The following is a 19,267-nucleotide window of genomic DNA, read 5'->3' on the forward strand; positions in this document are numbered from 1 at the left end:
GGTCCTCCGCAACACAACAGACATGACCGGTAGATGAGGTTTTGCGCACTCCTGGGCGACGCTACCGGTGCACCGGCGAATGCCACGTCCGCCACGCCTCGTCTCCCGGGCATTCGACGCGGCACGCCGGGTGCCGGGCGCCCGATGCGCGGGACACTGACCGGGCTCGGTGGCAGGCAGGGAACCCCCGGGCCCGCGTGGGCCCGGGGGCGTGTACGAACGGCCGTTCTCGCAGGCATCAGAGGACGGAGCCGGGATTCCCGGGACGGATGCGGCCGCGCCAGCCGCCGGTCTCGCCTCCGCGCTGCTCGATGTAGTCCTTGAAGCGCCGCAGGTCTCCCTTGACCCGCCGGTCGATCATGCCGAGGGCGTCGGCCCCCTTCTCGGCGACGCTGCTCGGCTCGACGTCCATCGTGAGCTCCACCCGGGTGTGGGTGTCGTCCAGGGACTCGAACCGGACGGATCCCCGCTGTCGGATGTCACCCTCGACGGCCCGCCAGGTGATCCTGTCGTCCGCGAGCTGGTCGACGATCTCGGTGTCGAACTCACGCCGGACCCCGCCGATCCTGGTGGTCCAGTGGTTGTGCCGGTCGTCGAGCTGCCTGACCTCCTCGACACCCTCCATGAAGTGCGGGAAGTCCTCGAACTGGGTCCATTGGTTGTAGGCCGTGCGGACCGGGACGGCGACGTCCACGGCTTCCTTGACCGTGCTCATCTGTTCCTCCTCGTTGTCCCGCTTGTCTTCCTGCGGCGACCGGGTACCCCGAGAAGGGAGAATTGTTCTGATCGGTGCAGTGCTTCCGGCAAGGAGGACGCCGTGAACGCAGTCATGGAGAGCGTGCGCATACCCGCCCGAGGTGTGCTGCTCGAAGCCGACGTGGCCGTCCCCGAGGCGGCGAAGGGTGCCGTGCTCTTCGCGCACGGCAGCGGCAGCAGCCGGCTCAGCCCCCGCAACCGCTTCGTCGCCGGCGAACTGCGGACGGCGGGGTTCGGCACCGTGCTCGCCGACCTGCTCACCCGCGAGGAGGAGAACGTCGACACGGTCACCGGGACGCTCCGCTTCGACATCGACATGCTCGCCGCGCGCCTGGTCGGCCTCGCCGACTGGCTCCAGGGGTACGAGCCCGCCGCCGGCCTCGGCTGCGGGCTCTTCGGCGCGAGCACGGGCGCCGCGGCCGCCCTGGTCGCCGCTGCGGAGCGCCCCGACACGATCCGCGCGGTCGTCAGCCGGGGCGGCCGGCCGGATCTGGCCGGGGACTCCCTGGCGGCCGTCCGGCAGCCGACCCTGCTGATCGTCGGCGGGCGGGACCAGGAGGTGCTGCGGCTCAACAGGGAGGCGATGCGGGAGATCCCCGGGGAGACCCGGCTGGACGTCGTCCCCGGCGCGACCCATCTGTTCGAGGAGCCCGGCACCCTGGAACGGGTGGCCCACCTGGCCGGTGACTGGTTCACCCGTCATCTGCCCGGCTGACCTCGCCGCGGGCCGGTCACGGCGCCGAGGGGCGCGTCTCCGTCCAGTCGACCATCAGCCGGCGCTCGGCGAACAGCCACTCGCCGTCCTGCTTGGTGAACTCGTCGAGACAGCGGATGGACGCGACCATCAGCGTGCGCTGCCCGTCGTCCCCGACCGAGACATGGTGGGCCAGGCAGTAGCTCTCGCCGGTCGCACGGTCCCCGTCCAGGGAAACGGTGCTCTGCCCGTTGAAGTGCCTCGTCGTCCGGTACGAGTTGAGGTTGTCGAACACGGGGGCGAGCGACTCCCGGCCGTGCAGCTCCTGCGTCGGCTCCGCGGCCGTGGCGTCCATGAAGACCAGGAGACGGGTGTCCTCGGTGAACAGGCTCATCTGGCCCTTGGCGTCCCGTCGGTCCGCGCAGTGGGCATAGGCGTCGATCAGCTCGCGGACGGCCGGCCGGTCGCCGGCCTCCTGCGGCGATACGGAGGTATGGGCGGCCATGAGGGGCTCCTCCGGGTTTCTTGCACCCGTCTATTTGACAGATGTATAAAAGCATAAGCGTTGCCGGTGCATGGCCGGCAATGCACCGGCAACGGCCACGCACAGGAGGGCAGTGCTCTGAACGACCGGATCGATCCGCGTATCACCCGAACGGTCCGCGCCTTCGAAGAGGCCGTGGTGGCACTGGCCTCGGAGCGTCCCGTCTCGCAGATCACCGTCGCCGAGCTCGCGGACCGGGCCGGGGTCACCCGGGCCACCTTCTACAACCGCTACAGCACCCCGCTGGACCCGCTCATCCAGGTGCTCTACGACGACCTGGAGCGTGGTCACAGGAGGGAGGACGCGCTGCGGGCCCAGGGCGGACACTCCGCTCTGGAACTGCTCCGCCTCGCCACGGCCGACATCGCCGACCACGTGGAACGGTTCGTGGACGTCTACCGGAACTCCCTCGCCGACCCGGCGGACAGCGGAGTGTACGAGGCACTCGTACGGCACTTCAGCGAGTACACCCTGGCGTTCATGGCCCGCACCGGGCAGCCCGCTCTGCCCGGTGCCAACCGGCAGGTGATCGCCCAGTTCATGGCCCATGGTTTCGCCGGGGCCATCAAGGCCTGGCTCGACGACCCGTCCGTCACCAAGGACGACATGGTCGGCTCGGCCGTGGCCTGCGCCCCCGACTGGTGGACGTCGGGTTCCGATCCGGACCCCGCCTCCCAGCAACGGAGACCCCAGTGAACGTCCTTCTCTTCGGTGCGTCCGGCATGGTCGGACAAGGCGTCCTGCGCGCCTGCCTCCTCGACCCCACGGTCGACGGTGTCCTGGTCGTGAGCCGCCGCCCGCTGGGCGTCACCCACCCCAAGCTCACGGAGGTGATCCACGACGACTTCACCGACCTGACCGCCATCGGCGACCGGCTGACCGGCATCGACGCCTGCTTCTACTGCCTGGGCGTGTCCTCCGCCGGTATGAGCGAGGCCGAATACACCCGCGTCACCTACGACTTCACCCTCGCCGCCGCCCGCGCACTGGTGGCCGCGAGCGCCGGACCGACCTTCACCTACGTCTCCGGCGAGGGCACCGACAGCACCGAACAGGGCCGCACCATGTGGGCGCGCGTGAAGGGGCGCACCGAGAACGACCTGCTCGCCATGCCGATGGACGCGTACATGTTCCGCCCCGGCTACATCCAGCCGCTGCACGGAGCGGTCTCCAGAACCTGCTCCTACCGCGTCATGTACACCCTCACCTCCTGGCTCTACCCCCTGCTGCACCGCCTCGTCCCGGCCCACACGACGACCACCGAACACCTGGCCCGCGCCATGCTGGCGGTGACCCGCCCCGGCGCCACCGAGAACCGGGTGCTGTACAGCAAGGACATCAACCGCCTGGGCGCCTGAGGGATCCCGTACGGTCGCCGCCCACCGCGTCCGCCGCAGGGCAACCGGCTGACCCGGGACGCCGGCCGGCCTCGGGGCGGATGCGCCGGCGGTGGTCATGTCCCGGTGGACCGCCCTTCGCCGGACTCCGTCGTGAGCTCTTCGAGCATGGGGCGGAGGCGGTTCGCGAGCCGGGGATCGAAGCGTTCGACCTCGTCCATCGCGAGTGCGGCGGTGGCGGTCAGGGCGCGGCGGAGTTCCGGTTCGGTGAGCGAGCGGACCAGAGTCGACTCCAGCCGATCCGTCAGCTCCTCGGGCAGCAGATGGGCGCCCTTCGCATAGGCGGTGGGATGGCCCAGCCGGAGGCAGGCGAGTGTGATCGTGTGGTCGCGTGTGGCGCCGATCCAGTGCTCGGCCTGCCACCGGTGCCCGCGCTCCATGCTGACGCGGGCGTGCAGGGCGTGGTGCCAGACGAGCCCGGCCAGGGTGCCGGGGTCGGGAGCCGCGAAGGGGTCGTGCGGCCGGGGCTCGCCGAAGAGTGTGCGCCACTGGGGGCCGCGCGGGCCGAACTCGGCCTCGGGGGCGAAGGTCAGGTCGATCTCGAGCCAGCCGGGGAGCAGGAAGACGCGGATGACGGTGCCACCGGCCGGCAGCTCCCAGTGGTGCCGGACGTCGAGTTCGTCGTAGAGCCACCGGGTCCAGCGGTCCGCGGTGTCGGTCGGCTCGCCGCGTACGGCGAGGACGAGGTCGATGTCCGACCACCGATCGCCCGCACCGACGGCGAGCGAACCCGTGAAGGCCGCGCCGGTGACGGTCCCGTCGGTCTCGGCCCGGGCCAGCAACCGCTCCCGGACCCGGTCCCGTTCGGTCGCCGCGAACATCACCCGGCTCCTTTCACCTGTTCTGCCCCACCGGGGGCTCGGCCCGCCGTGCGGCCACGAGCATCACGACCACGGAAGCCAGCGCTATCGCCGCACCGGTGTAGAGCGGCGCCGTGTAGCCGAGGCCCGCGCTGATGGCGAGGCCGCCGAGCCAGGCGCCGAGGGCGTTGCCGACGTTGGACGCTGACACATTGGCGCTCGCGGCCAGCGCCGCACCGTGGGCGGCGTCGGTCACCCTGGTGATCATGCCGGGAACGCCGGCGAACCCGGCCACCCCCATCAGGAACACCAGTATCACCGACGCCACGGCACTGGCGGCCAGCAGGCCGAACGCGGCCAGGGTGACGGTCAGTCCGAGCGACGAAAGAACCAGCGCGCGATCCCGGGCCCGGTCCGCGGCCCGCCCGCCGATCAGGTTCCCCACGACCAGACCGACGCCGTACACCATCAGCAGCCAGGCGACATCCGCCGACGAGAACCCGCTGACCTCGGTGAGGGTGTACGCGAGGTAGCTGAACGCCCCGAGCATCCCGCCGTAGCCGAGCGCGGTGGCCGTCAGCGTCAGCCAGACCTGCGAGGACCGGAACGCCCGGAGCTGGTCCCGCAGGCCGGTGGGCGCCCCGGCCCCCGTCACCGTCCCGGCCCGGCCGGGGACGAGGGCGACGATGCCGGCCAGTGCCAGCACGCCGATCGCGGTGACCGCCCAGAACGCCGCCCGCCAGCCCCAGCGCTCGCCCACCAGCGCACCGAACGGCACACCCAGTACGTTCGCGACCGTCAGCCCGGCGAACATCACCGCCACCGCCCGGGACTTCCGCTCCGGTGCGACCAGACTGCCGGCGACGAGCGAGCCGATGCCGAAGAACGAGCCGTGGCACAGGGCGGCGACGATCCGCCCGAGCAGCAGCACGGAGTAGGAGGGCGCGATCGCGGACAGCAGGTTGCCGATGACGAACAACGCCACCAGACCCACCAGGACCTGCTTGCGAGGCAGCCGCGCCGTCGCCGCGGTGAGCAGGATCGCGCCGACGGCGACACTCAGCGCGTACCCGGAGATCAGCCGGCCCGCGGTCGCCTCGGACACCGCGAAGTCCGACGCCACCTGCGGCAGCAGCCCGGCGATCAGGAACTCGGTCAGCCCGATACCGAACCCGCCGAGTGCCAGCGCCACCAGCCCGCTCGGCACCCGCCGCGGCCCGGCCGCGTGCACCTCCGCCGGCACCTGCCGGTCGTCGACCCCGGATCCGCCCATGCACCGACCCTCACCGCCGGCACCGGCTCCGTCCATGGACAAAGACCGACGGTGCTTGGACGAATCGGGATCACCGCCGCGGTCCTCGGTCCGCACCGGTCCGGCGCCGCTCACCCCGAAACCCTTTCTTCACACCTTGACTTAACATCGCGGATATTGCTTGGATCGCAACTCACCCAGAGTCCAGGAGTAGTTGTGAGACGTACGCTCACCGCGATCGCGGCCGTCACTGTCATGACACTGCCACTCATCGGCGCGGCCCCGACCGCGCACCCCGACCGAACCGAGGGCGCACAGGCCAGGCACGGCCGGATCGTGACCGGCACCTACTCCACCGGCGGTACGCAGGCCTGGCGGCCATTGCCGATCGTCAGGACGGGCACGGACACCGACGGTCCCGTCGACGCCACCGTGGTCGCTGACCCCAGCGCCCTCCGGCAGCAGTACACGGGCATCGGCTTCTCCCTGGACGAGACCAGCGTGTCCAACCTGTGGAAGCTCACCCCGGCCGAGCGGGCGAAGGCCGTACGGCTGCTCGTCGACCCCGAACACGGCGCGGGACTCGACCGGTTCCGGCTGACGATCGGCAGCCCCGACCTCATCGAACACCTGCCGTTCTGGTCGGAGGACGACCTGCCCGCCGGTGTCACCGAGGACTTCGGCCTGAAGCACTTCTCCGTCCAGCGCGACCTCGACCTGCACATCATCGACACCATCAAGCTCATCCAGCACTACAACCCGCACGCCACGTTCTTCGCGTCGGCGTGGAGCGCACCTGCCTGGATGAAGTCGAACAACCGCTTCCTCGGCGAGGTCGCGCTCAAGCCGGGGAGCAGCACGGACTACTACCAGGTCGGCAAGTTGCGGGACGACTGCATCGACGCGTTCGCCCGGTACTACGTCAAGTTCGTCCAGGCGTACGCCAGGCACGGCATCCGCGTCGACGCGCTGACCCTGCTGAACGAGCCCGGCATGGACGTCGTCTACCCGGCCATGGACATCAGCGTCGCCCAGCAGCAGAAGCTGGCCCTGGCGGTCAAACGCGAACTCCGTGCCGCCCGCCTGGACACCCAGCTCTATGTGCACGACTTCAACTTCTGGGACTGGCACGACCCCAACAGCACGGCGACGAAGAACTACTACCGCATCTTCGAGGACGCCCCCGGCGGCTCGGTGACCGGCGCGCAGGTCCGCAAGGCGGCCGACGCCATCGCCTTCCACCCCTACTGGGGCGACCCGCACGTCATGCGCGACGCCTACGAGCAGACCGGAAAGCCGGTCCAGCTCACCGAGACCAGCGACCTGTCGTCCTCGACCGTCCTCGACGACTTCCGCCTCGACGCCGGTTCCTACATCCTGTGGGCCCAGACCACCGACCAGGACGGCGGCACACTCCACTGGACGCCGTCCCGGGACAACAACATCGACTGGGACCAGGTCGCGGCCACCACCAAGTGGCCGGACCGGCTGGTCACGGTCCACACGGACACGAAGCGCTTCACGGTCCGCGACGAGCTGTACGAGCTCGGGCAGTTCGCGAAGTACCTCTCGCCCGGGGATGTACGCCTGGAGTCCAGCGCCACGGAACACGGCGTCGGCAACGTGGTCTACCGCACCCGCAACGGCGGTTACACCGCGGTCCTCGGCAACAGCACCGGCACCGACAGCCGGGTCCGGATGGTCGTCGGCGCCCAGACGTTCGTCGTGACCGTCCCGGCGGGCTCCTTCGCCACCTACCGCTGGCAGGGCCAGGCACCCACGGGCGGCCGTGACCACGCCCCGGTCTTCGCACCGGCCGCCGATGTCGTCGCCGACCAGTACGGCACCACGCACCTGCAGCTGAGGGCCACCGACGCGGACGGCGACCGGCCGGCCTACTACGCCACCGAACTGCCCGACGGCGTCACCCTCGACCCGGCGACCGGCCTGGTCACGATCCACCCGACCGTCACCGGCGAACAGGACCTGACCTTCTACGCCACCGACGGCAGAGCCCACGACAAGCTCACCGTCCACCTGACCGTCCGCCCGCACGCGGCACCCGTGGGCGAGCGGATCGAGGCCGAGAGCTACACCGGCCGGCACGGCTGGCCGGCCGGCGGCAGCAACTTCGTCGAGTCCAACTCGGCCGCCAGCGGCGGCAAGGACGTGGGCTGGACCGCCGCCGGCAACTGGCTGACGTACCGCCTGGAGGTACCGCAGGCGGGCTCGTACGACCTCGAACTGCGCGTCGCCAACGGCACGGGAGCCACCGCGGCGAACGCCGTGTCCCTCCGGGACGACACCGGCACCACTCTGGCGACGGCGTCCGTCCCGGCCACCGGCGGCTGGGGGACTTATCAGTCGGTGCAGGTGCCCGTCACGCTCCGGGCCGGAGAACAGACGGTCACCGTCTTCTGCGAGACCGGCGGCTTCAACCTCGACTACCTGCGTTTCACCGTGGCCGGGTGACGGGCGCTTATGGCTAGCCCCCGGGTGTGACAACCGGTCTGCCGGATGGTGGCAGGCGAGCCGGTCCACAAAGCTGAGAGGAGCCGCTGAACACCCGCAGCCAAGGAGGCCCCTGCCTTGCTCACCCGCCGCACCGCTGTGCTGTCGGCCGTCGCCGCCACCCTGTCCGCCGTCACCACGCGCGCCGCGTCCGCCGCCGCGCAGCCCAGGACCGGGCGGGTACGACTGACACTGCCGGCCCCCAGCGGGCCGCATCCGGTGGGGACGGTCTCCCTGCGCCTCGTCGACACCGCACGCGCGGATCCCTGGGTCGCGTCGCAGCCGTACCGGGAGCTGATGATCGGCATCCGCTACCCGGCGCGGGCCGTCGGCGCGTACCCGAGGGCACCGCAGATGCTGCCCGGGGAGGCTGCCGGGTTCGCCGCCGTCAACAACCTCACCGACGTGCCCGCCGACAGGGTCGACTGGTCGGCCACCCGCACCCACGCCCATGCAGGCGCCCCGATCGACCGGGACCGGGGTCCCTACCCGGTCGTCTGCTACTCACCCGGTGCCGGCGATCCGCGTTCCCTGGGCACCACCCTCTGCGACGACCTCGCCTCCCGAGGTTACGTCGTGGTGACACTCGACCACACCTACGACGCCACGGCCGTCCAGTTCCCCGGCGGCCGTGTCGAACACACCGTACTGCCCGCGGAGTTCGCCAAGGCCTCCCCGGACCAGGGGCGCATCACGGCCCTCCTCAGGAAGACGATGGCCGTCCGGGTGGCCGACACCCGCTTCCTCCTCGACGAACTGCCCCGCGCGCTGCCCCGGGAACTGCGCGGCACCCTCGACTGGGACCGGATCGGCATGTTCGGCCACTCGGCGGGCGGCTTCACCGCCCTGCAGACGATGCACGACGACCGGCGCATCGCGGCGGCGGCCGACTTCGACGGCGTTCTCGCCTACGTCCAGGAGGACAGCGACTCCGGCAACCTGTCCGGCGTCGCCGCCGACGGCCTCGACCGTCCCTTCCTGCTGGTCGGCAAGGACGGCAACGACCTCGACACGGTGCCGTCCTGGAACGCCCTGTGGCGGCACAGCCGCGGCCCGCGCGAGGGTCTGACACTGCGCGGCGCGGAACACGCCACGTACACCGACGCGGAGGCGATGATCCCGCAGCTCGCCCGCCGGCTCGGCCTGCCCCGGAAGACGGTCGTCGAGAACATCGGCACCATCGCCCCGGGACACGCGATCGCCGCCGAACGGCCCGTCCTCGCCTCGTTCTTCGACCGCCGGCTGCGTGCACGTGACGGCGAAGTCCTGCCCGGCCGTCATCCGGAGGTGCGCGCCTTCTCCCGCTGAGCGGGCGCCCCTTTCTGCGAGCCGAAGGGGCAAGGAGCCGTCAACCGCTCGTGCCGGCGCAGCTTCTTCGAGGTGGGCCTGCCCCGCCCGGCCGGGCTATCCGCGCCAAGGGCCGTACGACCCCTTCGGCCCTTCGGTAAGGGGCCAAACGGCGTGCCGCGGGGCGCCTGCGGCCCCTGCCCGGGGCGCCGGGGAGCGACCAGCATCGTCCGCGGAGCCGCCGCACCTCCCTGCGCGCCGTCCTGGGGCCCCGTCCACACCGACGACCACGTTCTGGCGGGTCATGTCGACTTCCCTTCTGCTCCGTTGCACGGTGGCCCGGTACTGCTGGTGCCGACCACCAGCTGACGGATCCTCAACATTCCTCACAGCGAGGGACGTTCGGCCCTACGAGGTGGGCGGGGCAGCCCCCTGCGGAGCGGATGCGACAGCGGGACATTGAAGACGCAACGAGAGGCGTCAGATCCCCGCGCACCACCCCTTGGAAGGGATGACCATCATGGCAGTCCACCACGACCACCCCCGCCGGCACCTGGGATTCCACCTCCCGTCCCTGCGCAAGGACGGGACGGCGCCCGAGTCCGGTGAGGTGACGACCGCGGCGGTGACGGCGACCAGCGCGTACGCGCTCGCCGGGCTCCGTCTGGTGACCGGGTTCGTCTTCCTGTGGGCGTTCCTGGACAAGACGTTCGGCTTCGGCTACGCCACTCCGTCCGGCAAGGGCTGGATCGACGGCGGCTCGCCCACCAAGGGCTTCCTCAGCGGGGTCGCCGCCGGCCCGATGGAGTCCACGTTCCACGACTGGGCCGGCCAGGGCTGGGCGGACTGGCTGTTCATGCTCGGTCTGCTCGGCATCGGCCTCGCGCTGATCGCCGGCATCGGCCTGCGGATCGCCGCGATCGCCGGCACTTTGATGATGGCGTTCATGTGGATCGCCGAGTGGCCGCCGGCCAAGCACCTCTCGGACGGTTCGGTGAGCATGTCCACCAACCCGTTCGCCGATTACCACCTCGTCTACGCCGTCGTCATGATCGCCCTGGTGGCCGCAGGCGCCGGCACGGTCTGGGGCCTGGGCAAGGTCTGGGCCCGGCTGCCCTTCGTCAGCCGCAACCACTGGCTGCTCTGACCTTCGGGTACACACAGAAGCACGCACCGCAGGCCCGGAATGGGGCCTGCCGTGTTGTGGTCGGAGGCCGAACACCGCGTCAGCCGATGCCGTGGACGAGCAGGCAGAGCTCGCGGAAGGCACGAGTGGGGGCCGCCGGCTCCGCCGGAGCGGACTTCGGGCACCGCGAACGGCAACGGCACGCCCGCGGTCTGAGGCGCGGATCGGGCCGTGGCGCGGGTCGGGCCGTGGCGCGGGTCGGGTTCGTGCGGTACGACGCCACGGCCCTGCGAACTCACTCGTGCGGCACGATCGCGACCGGGCAGCGGACGTGGTGCATGACGGCGTGCGCGACGGGCCCGGTGTGCGCGCCCAGCCGGGCCGGACGGATCGGGCGGCCGACGGCCAGCAGACCGGCGTCCTGCGCGGCGCTCAGCAGCCGCTGAGCCGGATGCCCCTCCTCCGCCTGCTCGACGACCTCGACGGTGGGGAACTTCTCCCGCCATGGGGCGAGCGCCGCGGTCAGGGCCCGCCGGGCGGCGGCCTCCTCCGTCTGGTGCGCCCCGGCCTCCGCAACGGCCCGCACCATCGGCAGCCGCCAGGCGTACACCGCCCGCAACGGCGTGCTGCGCAGGGCCGCGCTCTCGAACGCGAACGCGAGCACCTGTTCCGCGGGCCGCACCGCGTCGACACCGACGACCACGGCACGGTACGGGGTGTCGGCCGACGGGCGCCCTTCCGGATCCGGGGTGTGCTCGTCCTCGACGGTCTGGTCGGCACGGACGAGCACGACGGGCCGTTCCACGCGGGTCACCGTCTGCAGCGCCACCGAACCGGCCAGGAACCCACCGAACCCGCTGAACGCCCGGCTGCCGAGCACCAGCAGTTCGCCGGCGCCGCCCGCGGAGACGAGCGCCTCGGCGGCGGGCCGGGCGATCTGCTCCGCGCTCAGGTACAGCCGCGGATACCGCTCGTTGATCTGGTCCATGGCGTCGCGCAGGATCCGCCGCGCCCAGTGGCGCGGGGCCGAGAGCTCCGGCAGGTCCGACCCACCGGCGGCCGGCGCATCGGCCGCATGCACCAGGCGCAGCGGCAGGCCGCGCCGCAAGGCCTCCCGCGCCGCCCAGTCGGCGGCGGTGAGACTCTCCCGCGATCCGTCCAGTCCTACGACTACGGGGCGAAGCACGACCCTCACCTCTCTCGGATCCGCGCCCGCGCCCGGCGCTACGGGCTCCGTACCACCAGGGTCGCCGCGCGACGCCGGCCGGGGACAGGGGCTGCCCGGCCCCGGGAGCGGGCCGAACGTCCCTCACAGCCGGAGGGTGAACCAGGTGGTCTTTCCCTCGTCCGTGGGCCGTACCCCCCAGCTGTCGGCGAGCGTACGGACGAGGAGCAGCCCCCGGCCGGACTCCTCGTCCTCGGCGGCCCGGCGCGGCCGGGGCAGCTGAGGGCTGCGGTCGCTGATCTCGACGGTGAGGTCGGTGGCGGTGCGGTGCAGATGCAGGCCGATGGGCCCCTCGCCGTGCTGGACGGCGTTGGTCAGGGTCTCCGACAGCAGCAGGAGCGCGTCGTCCGCGCCCGCGGCGCAGTCCCAGGCGGTGAGCGCCTTGTGCAGGAACGCCCGGCCTTCCGGCACCGAGGAGGGGCAGGCCGGAAGGTCGGTGGTGAGGGCCGCCAGCGGTGCGGCCGGTAGCTGCGCAAGCAGCAGGGTGACGTCGTCGTTGTGGCTCTCGGCGTCCGGGAGCAGGCTCGCCAGCACCTGGTCGGCGGCGGTCTCCAGGCACGGGGTGCCGGTGAAGAACTCCTCCAGGGCGACGCTGAGTTCGGAGATCCGGCCCTCGATGTCACTTCCGGGGGTCTCGATCAGCCCGTCCGTGTACAGCACGAGGGTCGACCCGGGCGGGACGGCCGTACGGGACTGCTCGTAGAGGATGCCTCCCACCCCCAGCGGGGCGTTGACGGGCGAGTCGAGGATGCCGACCGCGCCGTCGCCGGCGCCCGCGACGAGCGTCGGCAGATGGCCGGCCGAGCAGACGGTCACGGTCCCGGAGTCGGGGGCGATGACCAGATAGCAGCAGGTGACGAGCTGATCGGGGACGTCGAGGTCGGCCACGCAGGAGTCCAGGGCCTGCATCAGCAGCCGGGGTTCCATCCCGGTCTTGGCGAGCGCGTGCGCCGCCGAACGCAACTGGCCCATGACGGCGGCGGCCTCCAGCCCGCGGCCCATGACGTCACCGATGAGCACGCCCACCCGGTCGGCGCCCAGCGGTATCAGGTCGAACCAGTCGCCGCCCACCCCGGCGCCCTGGGTGGCGGGCCGGTAGCGGCTGGCGGTGGCCAGGCCGGGGAGCGCGGGCGGCGTGCCCATCAGGCTGCGCTGGAGGGTGAGGGCGATGTGCCGCTGCTGCTCGTACAGGGCGGTCAGTTCGGCCTCGGCACGCTTGCGGTCGCTGATGTCCCGGACGATGGCGCAGGCCCCGACGACCCTGCCGTGGGTGTCCCGCGTGGGCCACAGGGTCACGTCCACGTCCAGCAGGGCGCCGGAGTCGGTGACACACAGCGTCTCGAAGTGCTCGACCTTCTCGCCCCGGCGCAGCCGGGTCAGCAACGCGCTGATCTCCCCGCGGAGTTCGACCGGGGCGAGCATGGAGACGTGCCGCCCGATTGCATCCTCGGCGGTGTAGCCGTAGAGGTCCTGCGCCGCCGCGTTCCAGTACGTGATGTATCCGTCGAGGGTCTTGGCGAGGATGGCGTCCTGGGAGGACTCGACGAGGGCGGCGAGTTCGTTGATGCGGGCCTCGGCTGCCTTGCGGTCGCTGACGTCGCGGACGGCGGCGGACACCAGCAGCCCGTCCTCCGTCTCCATCGGGCTGAGGCTGATCTCCACCGGGAACTCGGTGCCGTCCTTGCGCAGCCCGTGCAGTTCCAGGCCGGCGCCCATCGGACGCACCTGGCGGTTGGCCGAGTAGCCGCCCCGGTGCCGGGTGTGCTGGCTGTGGAAGCGGGTCGGTATCAGCAACTCGACCGGATGGCCCAGGAGTTCCTCGCGGCGGTAGCCGAAGAGCGCCTCGGTCTGCGCGTTGACCAGCTTGATGATGCCCGAGCCGTCGACGATGACCATCGCGTCCGGCGCGGCCTCCAGCAGACCGCGGAACCGTTCCTCCGCGGCGCCGGTCGCCTGTCCGGCAGCCGCAGAGCTGCTGCATGTGCAGCGCTCCGCCTCTGCTGTGACGACCACACGCGCCCGTTCGCCTTCGAGGGAGCCGACCATGTCCGCCCCACCCCTTTCCCAACGATGGTTGCGGTCATCTCAGCGGTTCCGGCGCGCTCGGGCGAGGAGAAGTCGTTTACTGGCCGTGACCGGCCGAACCTGTCCGGTGCGGCACACTGGTTGGTCACCTTGTGTGCGGGACCGGTGTCCGGGCCGTGGGGGCAGCGGGGGATGGGCCGACCTGCCCTCCCCCGGGCGTTTCCAGCACCACCTCACGGCGCGAGGGAGAAGTAGTTCTCCTCTTCCTGGGTGAAGTGCAGGCGCAGCACAGTGTGCAGCCCGTACAGGCAGGCCCGGAGGTCGTCGAGTTGTTCCGGGGGCAGGGGCCCGGCCTTGCCGGCGAGTGCGAGGTGGATGGCGATGCGGCGGGCGAGGCGTTCGATCTCGGCGTGGGCGCGGCTCATCGTGGCGGTGGCCTCCGGGCCGCCGAGGGCCGGGGCGAGTGCCGGATAGAGCTCGTGCTCCTCCGCGTACTCGTGCGGCAGCAGCCGCTCGGTGAGCAGTCGGTGGACCTCCGCCACCGCCGCGAGGGACTCGGGCCCGGTGCCGGCGGAGAGGCGGTCCGCGGCGGAGCGTACGGCCTCCAGCACGTCCCGCAGGTCATCGTGCTCGGCCGCGAAACGGTGGATGAGCGCCGTCGTGGAGCGCCGCAGAGCCGGTCGCGCCGCCCGGTCGTCGCCCAGTGCCCGCAGGGCGTTGAGGATCACCACGACGTCGATCCCCTCCTGAAGGAGAGCGCCGACGGCCGGCGGGAGCAGACCGACGGCGGCCACGGCCATCGCGGCCAGCGACAGTGCCATCCCGCCGAGCGCGCTCTGCACGGCGATGCGCCGGGACCGTACGGCGATGGCGACCGCGTCGGCCAGCCGGTCCACCCGGTCGGTGGTCAGCACGATGTCGGCGGCCTCGGAGGACGCCGTGGCGCCGCGGGCTCCCATGGCCACGCCGATGTCGGCCGCCGCGAGGGCAGGAGCGTCGTTCACGCCGTCCCCCACCATCACGGTGACCGCGCGGGCGCGTTCCGCGCGGACCACGGCGACCTTGTCGGCCGGGGTGAGCCCGGCCCGTACCTCGTCGAGGCCGAGTACGGCGCCGACCTCCAGGGCGGGTTCGGGCCGGTCGCCGGTGAGCATCACTAGCCGTCCGACTCCCGCCGCGCGCAGCCGGCGCAGCGTGCGCGGCGCGTCGGGGCGCATCGTGTCGTGCAGCAGTACTGCACCGACGGGGCGGCTGTCGACGCTCAGCCAGGCGACGGCCGCGCCGTCGAGCAGGGCCCGGTTGTCCACCCCGCGGACCCAGTCCGGCCTTTCGGCGGCGGTGTCGAGGCGGCCGACCGTCATCCTCCGGGCGGCGAGCGTGCCGGCCGCGCCCCGGCCGGGTACCTCGGACACGTCCGCCGGGACGGACAGCGGCAGCCCGCGCTCACGGGCCGCGTCCACCACCGCACGGGCCAGCACGTGCGGTGAGTACTGGTCGATCGAGGCGGCCAGCCGCAGCACCTGACTGGACTGCCAGCCGGGCGCCGCGACCACGTCGAGGACTCGAGGGCGGCCCTCGGTGAGCGTGCCGGTCTTGTCCAGGAGCAGGGTCCGGGCCCGGCCCAGTGCCTCCAGCGCCCCGCCGTCCCGGACCACAACGCCGAGCCGAGAGGTCCGCGACAGACCGGAGACGACGGCGACCGGAGCCGCCAGCAGCAGCGGGCACGGCGTGGCGACCACCAGGACCGCCACCGCGCGCACGGCGGAACCGGATACCAGCCAGGCCAGCCCCGCGGCCACCAGGGACAGCGGAAGGAACCAGGCCGCGTACCGGTCGGCCAGCCGGACGACGGGCGCGGACTCGGCACCGGCCTGCCGCGCCAGCCGTACGATCCCGGCGTACGTGCTGTCCCGCTCGGTGGCCGTGGCGCGTATCTCGAATGCGCCCCCGGCGTTCACGACACCGCTGCGCACCGGCTCACCGGCGGGGCGCCGCACGGTCAGCGGCTCGCCGGTGAGCACCGATTCGTCCAGCACCGCCGGGTCGCCGGCGACCCGGCCGTCGACAGGGACGACCTCGCCGGGGCCGACCACGAGCAGGTCGCCGGGCACGACGTCGGCCGACGGCACGGTGTGCACCTCGGCGCCGGTGCGCCGCCGTGCGGTACGGGGCGCGTGTTCCAGCAGAGCGCGCAGGTCCCGGGAGGCGCGCCGCTGCGCCACCGACTCCAGGGTGCGGCCGGTGGCGAGCATCAGCGCGATCAGCGCCCCGGCCAGGTACTCGCTGACGGCCAGGGTGCCGCCCAGGGCCACCACCGCGATCAGGTCCACCCCCGCCTGCCTGCGATGCAGGGCCTCCAGCACCCATGCGACGGCGGGGACGACGGCGGCGACCGTGCCGAGGGCCCAGCAGAGATCGGCGAGGTCCCGGGCGCCGAGCAGCCACGCGACGGCGCCGGCCGTGAGTGCGGCGGTCGTGGCCGCCAGGAGAGCCGGTTCGGTGCCAGGGAGCCGGAACGATCTGGTCCGCAGTGCGTGGTTCATCGGCGGTCCTCACTGGGGCGACCAGAAGCCGTCAGCCGTGTGGGGGTGACGGTGACCGGTCGTGCGGTACGGGCGGAGGGAGGTGCGGTACCGGGGGACGGCGGCGGTTGTCGCCCGTACCCTCGCGCGGACGGATTGCCGAATCCGCAGAACTCCGCGAATGCGGAACCAGCCATGACGTACACCTCCGGTGCCGGCGCGACGGGCCGGGGCAGGGGCGCCGCGAGGTTGCCTCCGATCCCAGCCTCCGTGCCGGCACCGCCGACGGGGGAGGGCCGGTCGGTGCGCTTTTGGGACCGTACGGCCCACTGCGGACCGGAGCGGCCGGACAGACGCCGGCATCCGGACAGTGCGGCGGTGGCCGCCCGGCCGCACGCCGCCGCCTGTCCCGGCGTCCGGGAGAGGACCCGCTGACAAGGGGAAGGGGAGGGCTGCGCCTACGGCAAGCACTTCCCGGGCCGGCGCGCTCATGTACCGCACCGCGACGGCGGGAGGAAACGCGAAGGTGACGCGCGAGGGCGAGCGGTGAACGATGGAGATGAGGTCTGAGGTCGACGTGGTGAGACCGGCCGGCCAGGGCAGCCCGTGACCGCCTCGGCAGTCGCCGAAGGCCGCGGCGTCCGGGCCGGCGGAACGGGCGGTGACCGGCATGCGGGATGTCACTCCACTCGGCGGGAGCCCCGGCGTACCGCCGGATCCGGCCGACTCGGCCACGGCGGTCGTCGACGACCGGGGCATCGTGACGGGCTGGAGCGCGGGAGCGGAGCACCTGCTGGGCTACCCCTATGACGAGGCCGTGGGAAGCCCGGTCACCCGGCTGATCGCCCCGGACGCGGGCGGCGGCAGGAACGGTCTGCCAACTTTGAACGGGCCCGGTACCACGGTCCTGCTCCGGCACCGGGACGGCCGCCACGTGAAGGTCCTGGTGCGGGCGTATCCGTCCGTCGACCACGAGGGCCGCACCCAGCGCTTCCTCGTGGCGACGCCATCGGAGCAGCCACCACCGGATCCGGTGACGGCCGACGAGGCGTTCGCACAGTGCCGACTGCCCGTGATGGTCTACGACTCCGCGCTGCGGGCCGTACGGGCGACCGCCGGTGCCGTACGGATACTCGGCCTGAGCGAGGAGCGGATACGCGGCCGGCGGGTCACCGACATCCTGCCGCCCCACCTCTGCGAACGGATCGAGGACGGCATGGGCCGGGTGCTCGCGACGGGTGAGTCCCAGCAGTTCCACGTCCGGGGCAGGGCCCGGCGGGACGCGCCCGAGAAGGTCTGGTCCGTGACCGTGTCCCCGCTCGTCACGCCGACGGGGGAGGTGCGGCACGTGGAGGTCTCGGCGCTCGATGTGACCGAGCAGCACCTGGCCCGGGAGCGGCTGGCGCTGCTGAACGACATCAGCGCGCAGGTGGGCAGCACCCTGGACGTGATGCGAACGGCCCAGGAGATGGCCGACGTCATCGTGGGCCGGCTCGCCGACTTCGTCACCGTCGATCTGCTCGACTCCCTGTACCGCGGAGACGAGCCGAAGCCCTCCACGACGAGCTCGGTCCCGCTGCGGCGCGCGGCCCAGCAGTCCGTCCTGCCCGGCGTGCCCGAGGCGCTGATCGGGCTGGGAGACGTGGACGACTACCCCGAGTTCGCACCCCCCGTCCGCTGCCTGGCCACCGGCAGGTCCTCACTGCACGGCACCCAGGACGAGGCGATCAGGAACTGGCGACGGGCGGATCCCGAGCGGGCGGGAGTCGTCCGCAGGTTCGGCATCCACTCGATCATGGTCATTCCGCTGCGTGCCCGCGGTATCACTCTCGGCGTGGCGGTCCTCGTCCGGCACCAGCGGGAGGATCCCTTCACCCGCGACGATCTGTTCCTGGCCGAGGAGATCGGCGCGCGGGCCGCCGTGGCCGTGGACAACGCCCGCCGCTACACCCTGGAACGAGCCACCGCACTGGCCCTGCAGCGCAGCCTGCTGCCGAGCCGGCTCTCGGCCCAGGACGCCGTCGAGGTGGCTCATCGCTACCTTCCGGCCCGTACCCGGGCCGGGCTGGGCGGTGACTGGTTCGACGTGATTCCCCTGTCAGGCGCCAGGGTGGCGCTGGTGGTGGGCGATGTGGTGGGGCACGGGCTGCGGGCGTCGGCCACCATGGGGCGGCTGCGGACCGCGGTGCGCACGCTTGCCGACGTCGAGCTTCCCGCCGACGAACTGCTCACCCATCTCGACGACCTGGTCACACACCTGGCGGCCGAGGAGGACAGCACCGCGGACCACGAGCCAGACCTCGAAGTTTCGACCGACCTCGTCGCCACCTGCCTGTACGTGGTCTACGACCCGATCTCCCGGCGTTGCACGGCCGCCTCCGCGGGTCACCTGCCGCCCGCCGTCGTCCGGCCGGGCAGCCCGCCGGAGTTCGCCGACGTTCCGCCCGGCCCTCCGCTGGGTGTGGGGGGTCTGCCCTTCGAGACCGCCGAGTGGGAACTGCCCCCGGGCAGTCTCCTCACGCTGTACACGGACGGCCTCGTCCAGGACGCCGGGCACGATCTGGGCAACGGGCTGGAGGAGCTGCTCCGGTGCCTGGGCCATCCCGGTTCGGGGCCGCTGGAGACGCTGTGCGACGAACTGGTCCGGACGCTGCTGCCCGCACGGCCCCAGGACGACGTCGCCCTGCTCGTCGCGCGCACCCGGGCGTTCGACGCCGGCCGGGTCGCCACCTGGGATCTGTCCTCCGACCCGGCGCTGGTGGCCGACGCCCGTGCCCAGGTGCTGGCCAAGCTGGACGCCTGGCACCTGCCGGACGTGGCGTTCGCCGCCGAGCTGGTGGTGAGTGAGCTCGTCACGAACGCGATCCGCTACGGGCAACCGCCGATCCGGTTGCGGCTGATCCGCGGTGCCGCGCTGATCTGCGAGGTGTCCGACGGCAGTGGCACCGCCCCGCACCTGCGCCGGGCCCGCACGTACGACGAGGGGGGCCGCGGCCTGCTGCTCGTCGCCCAACTCGCGCAGCGCTGGGGCACCCGGCACCACGGCGGAGGCAAGACCATCTGGGCAGAGTTCGAACTCACCGAGCCGGACAGCTGACGCCCTGAGCCGGACAGCGAGTCGCCCTGGA

Annotated in this window: 14 protein-coding genes; 7 read left to right on the plus strand and 7 right to left on the minus strand. The window is 72.3% G+C overall.

Translation table 11 applies throughout. The features are described from left to right. Positions 1 to 238: 238 nt before the first annotated feature. Positions 239 to 715, minus strand: coding sequence for an SRPBCC family protein (locus EDD90_RS49615; protein ID WP_123979665.1), 477 nt, complete (start codon positions 713 to 715; stop codon positions 239 to 241). 114 nt (positions 716 to 829) lie between these two features. On the opposite strand from EDD90_RS49615, the gene EDD90_RS49620 reads away from it, so the two are divergent. Beyond that, entirely contained in the window at positions 830 to 1,471 is a 642-nt protein-coding gene (locus EDD90_RS49620; RefSeq protein WP_123982451.1) for a dienelactone hydrolase family protein, read from the plus strand. Between the two features lie 16 nt (positions 1,472 to 1,487). On the opposite strand, the gene EDD90_RS49625 is transcribed toward EDD90_RS49620, so the two are convergent. Further along, complete coding sequence (locus EDD90_RS49625) at positions 1,488 to 1,955, minus strand: nuclear transport factor 2 family protein (protein ID WP_123979667.1); 468 nt, start codon at positions 1,953 to 1,955, stop codon at positions 1,488 to 1,490. A gap of 66 nt (positions 1,956 to 2,021) precedes the next feature. Between EDD90_RS49625 and EDD90_RS49630 the strand changes: the two genes are divergently transcribed. Both EDD90_RS49630 and EDD90_RS49635 read left to right on the plus strand, forming a co-directional pair. Further along, positions 2,022 to 2,690, plus strand: a complete 669-nt coding sequence (locus tag EDD90_RS49630; protein ID WP_123979669.1) for a TetR/AcrR family transcriptional regulator — start codon at positions 2,022 to 2,024, stop codon at positions 2,688 to 2,690. Beyond that, positions 2,687 to 3,352 carry an NAD-dependent epimerase/dehydratase family protein gene (locus tag EDD90_RS49635; protein ID WP_185149500.1) on the plus strand — a complete coding sequence of 222 codons (666 nt, stop codon included), beginning with the start codon at positions 2,687 to 2,689 and terminating at the stop codon, positions 3,350 to 3,352. Before EDD90_RS49630 ends, EDD90_RS49635 begins: the two co-directional genes overlap by 4 nt. Positions 3,353 to 3,447: 95 nt before the next feature. Here EDD90_RS49635 and EDD90_RS49640 read toward each other — a convergent pair whose 3' ends face one another. Both EDD90_RS49640 and EDD90_RS49645 read right to left on the minus strand, forming a co-directional pair. Next, positions 3,448 to 4,212 (minus strand): hypothetical protein, encoded by a 765-nt coding sequence (locus tag EDD90_RS49640; RefSeq protein WP_123979671.1) that lies wholly within the window; start codon positions 4,210 to 4,212, stop codon positions 3,448 to 3,450. Between the two features lie 13 nt (positions 4,213 to 4,225). Continuing rightward, the gene (locus EDD90_RS49645; RefSeq protein ID WP_123982455.1) at positions 4,226 to 5,398 is read right to left on the minus strand and encodes an MFS transporter; all 1,173 of its coding nucleotides are present in this window, start codon (positions 5,396 to 5,398) and stop codon (positions 4,226 to 4,228) included. Positions 5,399 to 5,659: 261 nt separating this feature from the next. On the opposite strand from EDD90_RS49645, the gene EDD90_RS49650 reads away from it, so the two are divergent. The 3 genes from EDD90_RS49650 to EDD90_RS49660 all read left to right on the plus strand — a co-directional run bounded on the left by EDD90_RS49650 (position 5,660) and on the right by EDD90_RS49660 (position 10,388). Next, the gene (locus EDD90_RS49650; protein ID WP_260328576.1) at positions 5,660 to 7,915 is read left to right on the plus strand and encodes a carbohydrate-binding protein; all 2,256 of its coding nucleotides are present in this window, start codon (positions 5,660 to 5,662) and stop codon (positions 7,913 to 7,915) included. A gap of 117 nt (positions 7,916 to 8,032) precedes the next feature. Then, positions 8,033 to 9,262, plus strand: coding sequence for a hydrolase (locus EDD90_RS49655; RefSeq protein ID WP_123979673.1), 1,230 nt, complete (start codon positions 8,033 to 8,035; stop codon positions 9,260 to 9,262). Between the two features lie 499 nt (positions 9,263 to 9,761). Further along, positions 9,762 to 10,388, plus strand: a complete 627-nt coding sequence (locus tag EDD90_RS49660) for a DoxX family membrane protein (RefSeq protein WP_123979675.1) — start codon at positions 9,762 to 9,764, stop codon at positions 10,386 to 10,388. Between the two features lie 274 nt (positions 10,389 to 10,662). On the opposite strand, the gene EDD90_RS49665 is transcribed toward EDD90_RS49660, so the two are convergent. The 3 genes from EDD90_RS49665 to EDD90_RS49675 all read right to left on the minus strand — a co-directional run bounded on the left by EDD90_RS49665 (position 10,663) and on the right by EDD90_RS49675 (position 16,160). Further along, the gene (locus EDD90_RS49665) at positions 10,663 to 11,553 is read right to left on the minus strand and encodes a universal stress protein (RefSeq protein WP_123979677.1); all 891 of its coding nucleotides are present in this window, start codon (positions 11,551 to 11,553) and stop codon (positions 10,663 to 10,665) included. Between the two features lie 123 nt (positions 11,554 to 11,676). Then, on the minus strand, positions 11,677 to 13,638 hold the full coding sequence (locus EDD90_RS49670; protein WP_185149501.1) for a PAS domain S-box protein: 1,962 nt from the start codon (positions 13,636 to 13,638) through the stop codon (positions 11,677 to 11,679). A 212-nt stretch (positions 13,639 to 13,850) separates the two neighbouring features. Continuing rightward, complete coding sequence (locus tag EDD90_RS49675; RefSeq protein WP_123979678.1) at positions 13,851 to 16,160, minus strand: heavy metal translocating P-type ATPase; 2,310 nt, start codon at positions 16,158 to 16,160, stop codon at positions 13,851 to 13,853. 649 nt (positions 16,161 to 16,809) lie between these two features. On the opposite strand from EDD90_RS49675, the gene EDD90_RS49680 reads away from it, so the two are divergent. Next, positions 16,810 to 19,236: a SpoIIE family protein phosphatase gene (locus tag EDD90_RS49680; protein ID WP_123979680.1), complete on the plus strand. Its 2,427-nt coding sequence runs from the start codon at positions 16,810 to 16,812 to the stop codon at positions 19,234 to 19,236. Positions 19,237 to 19,267 lie beyond the last annotated feature (31 nt).

Source organism: Streptomyces sp. Ag109_O5-1 (assembly GCF_003814875.1).
Taxonomy (GTDB): Bacteria; Actinomycetota; Actinomycetes; order Streptomycetales; family Streptomycetaceae; genus Streptomyces; species Streptomyces sasae.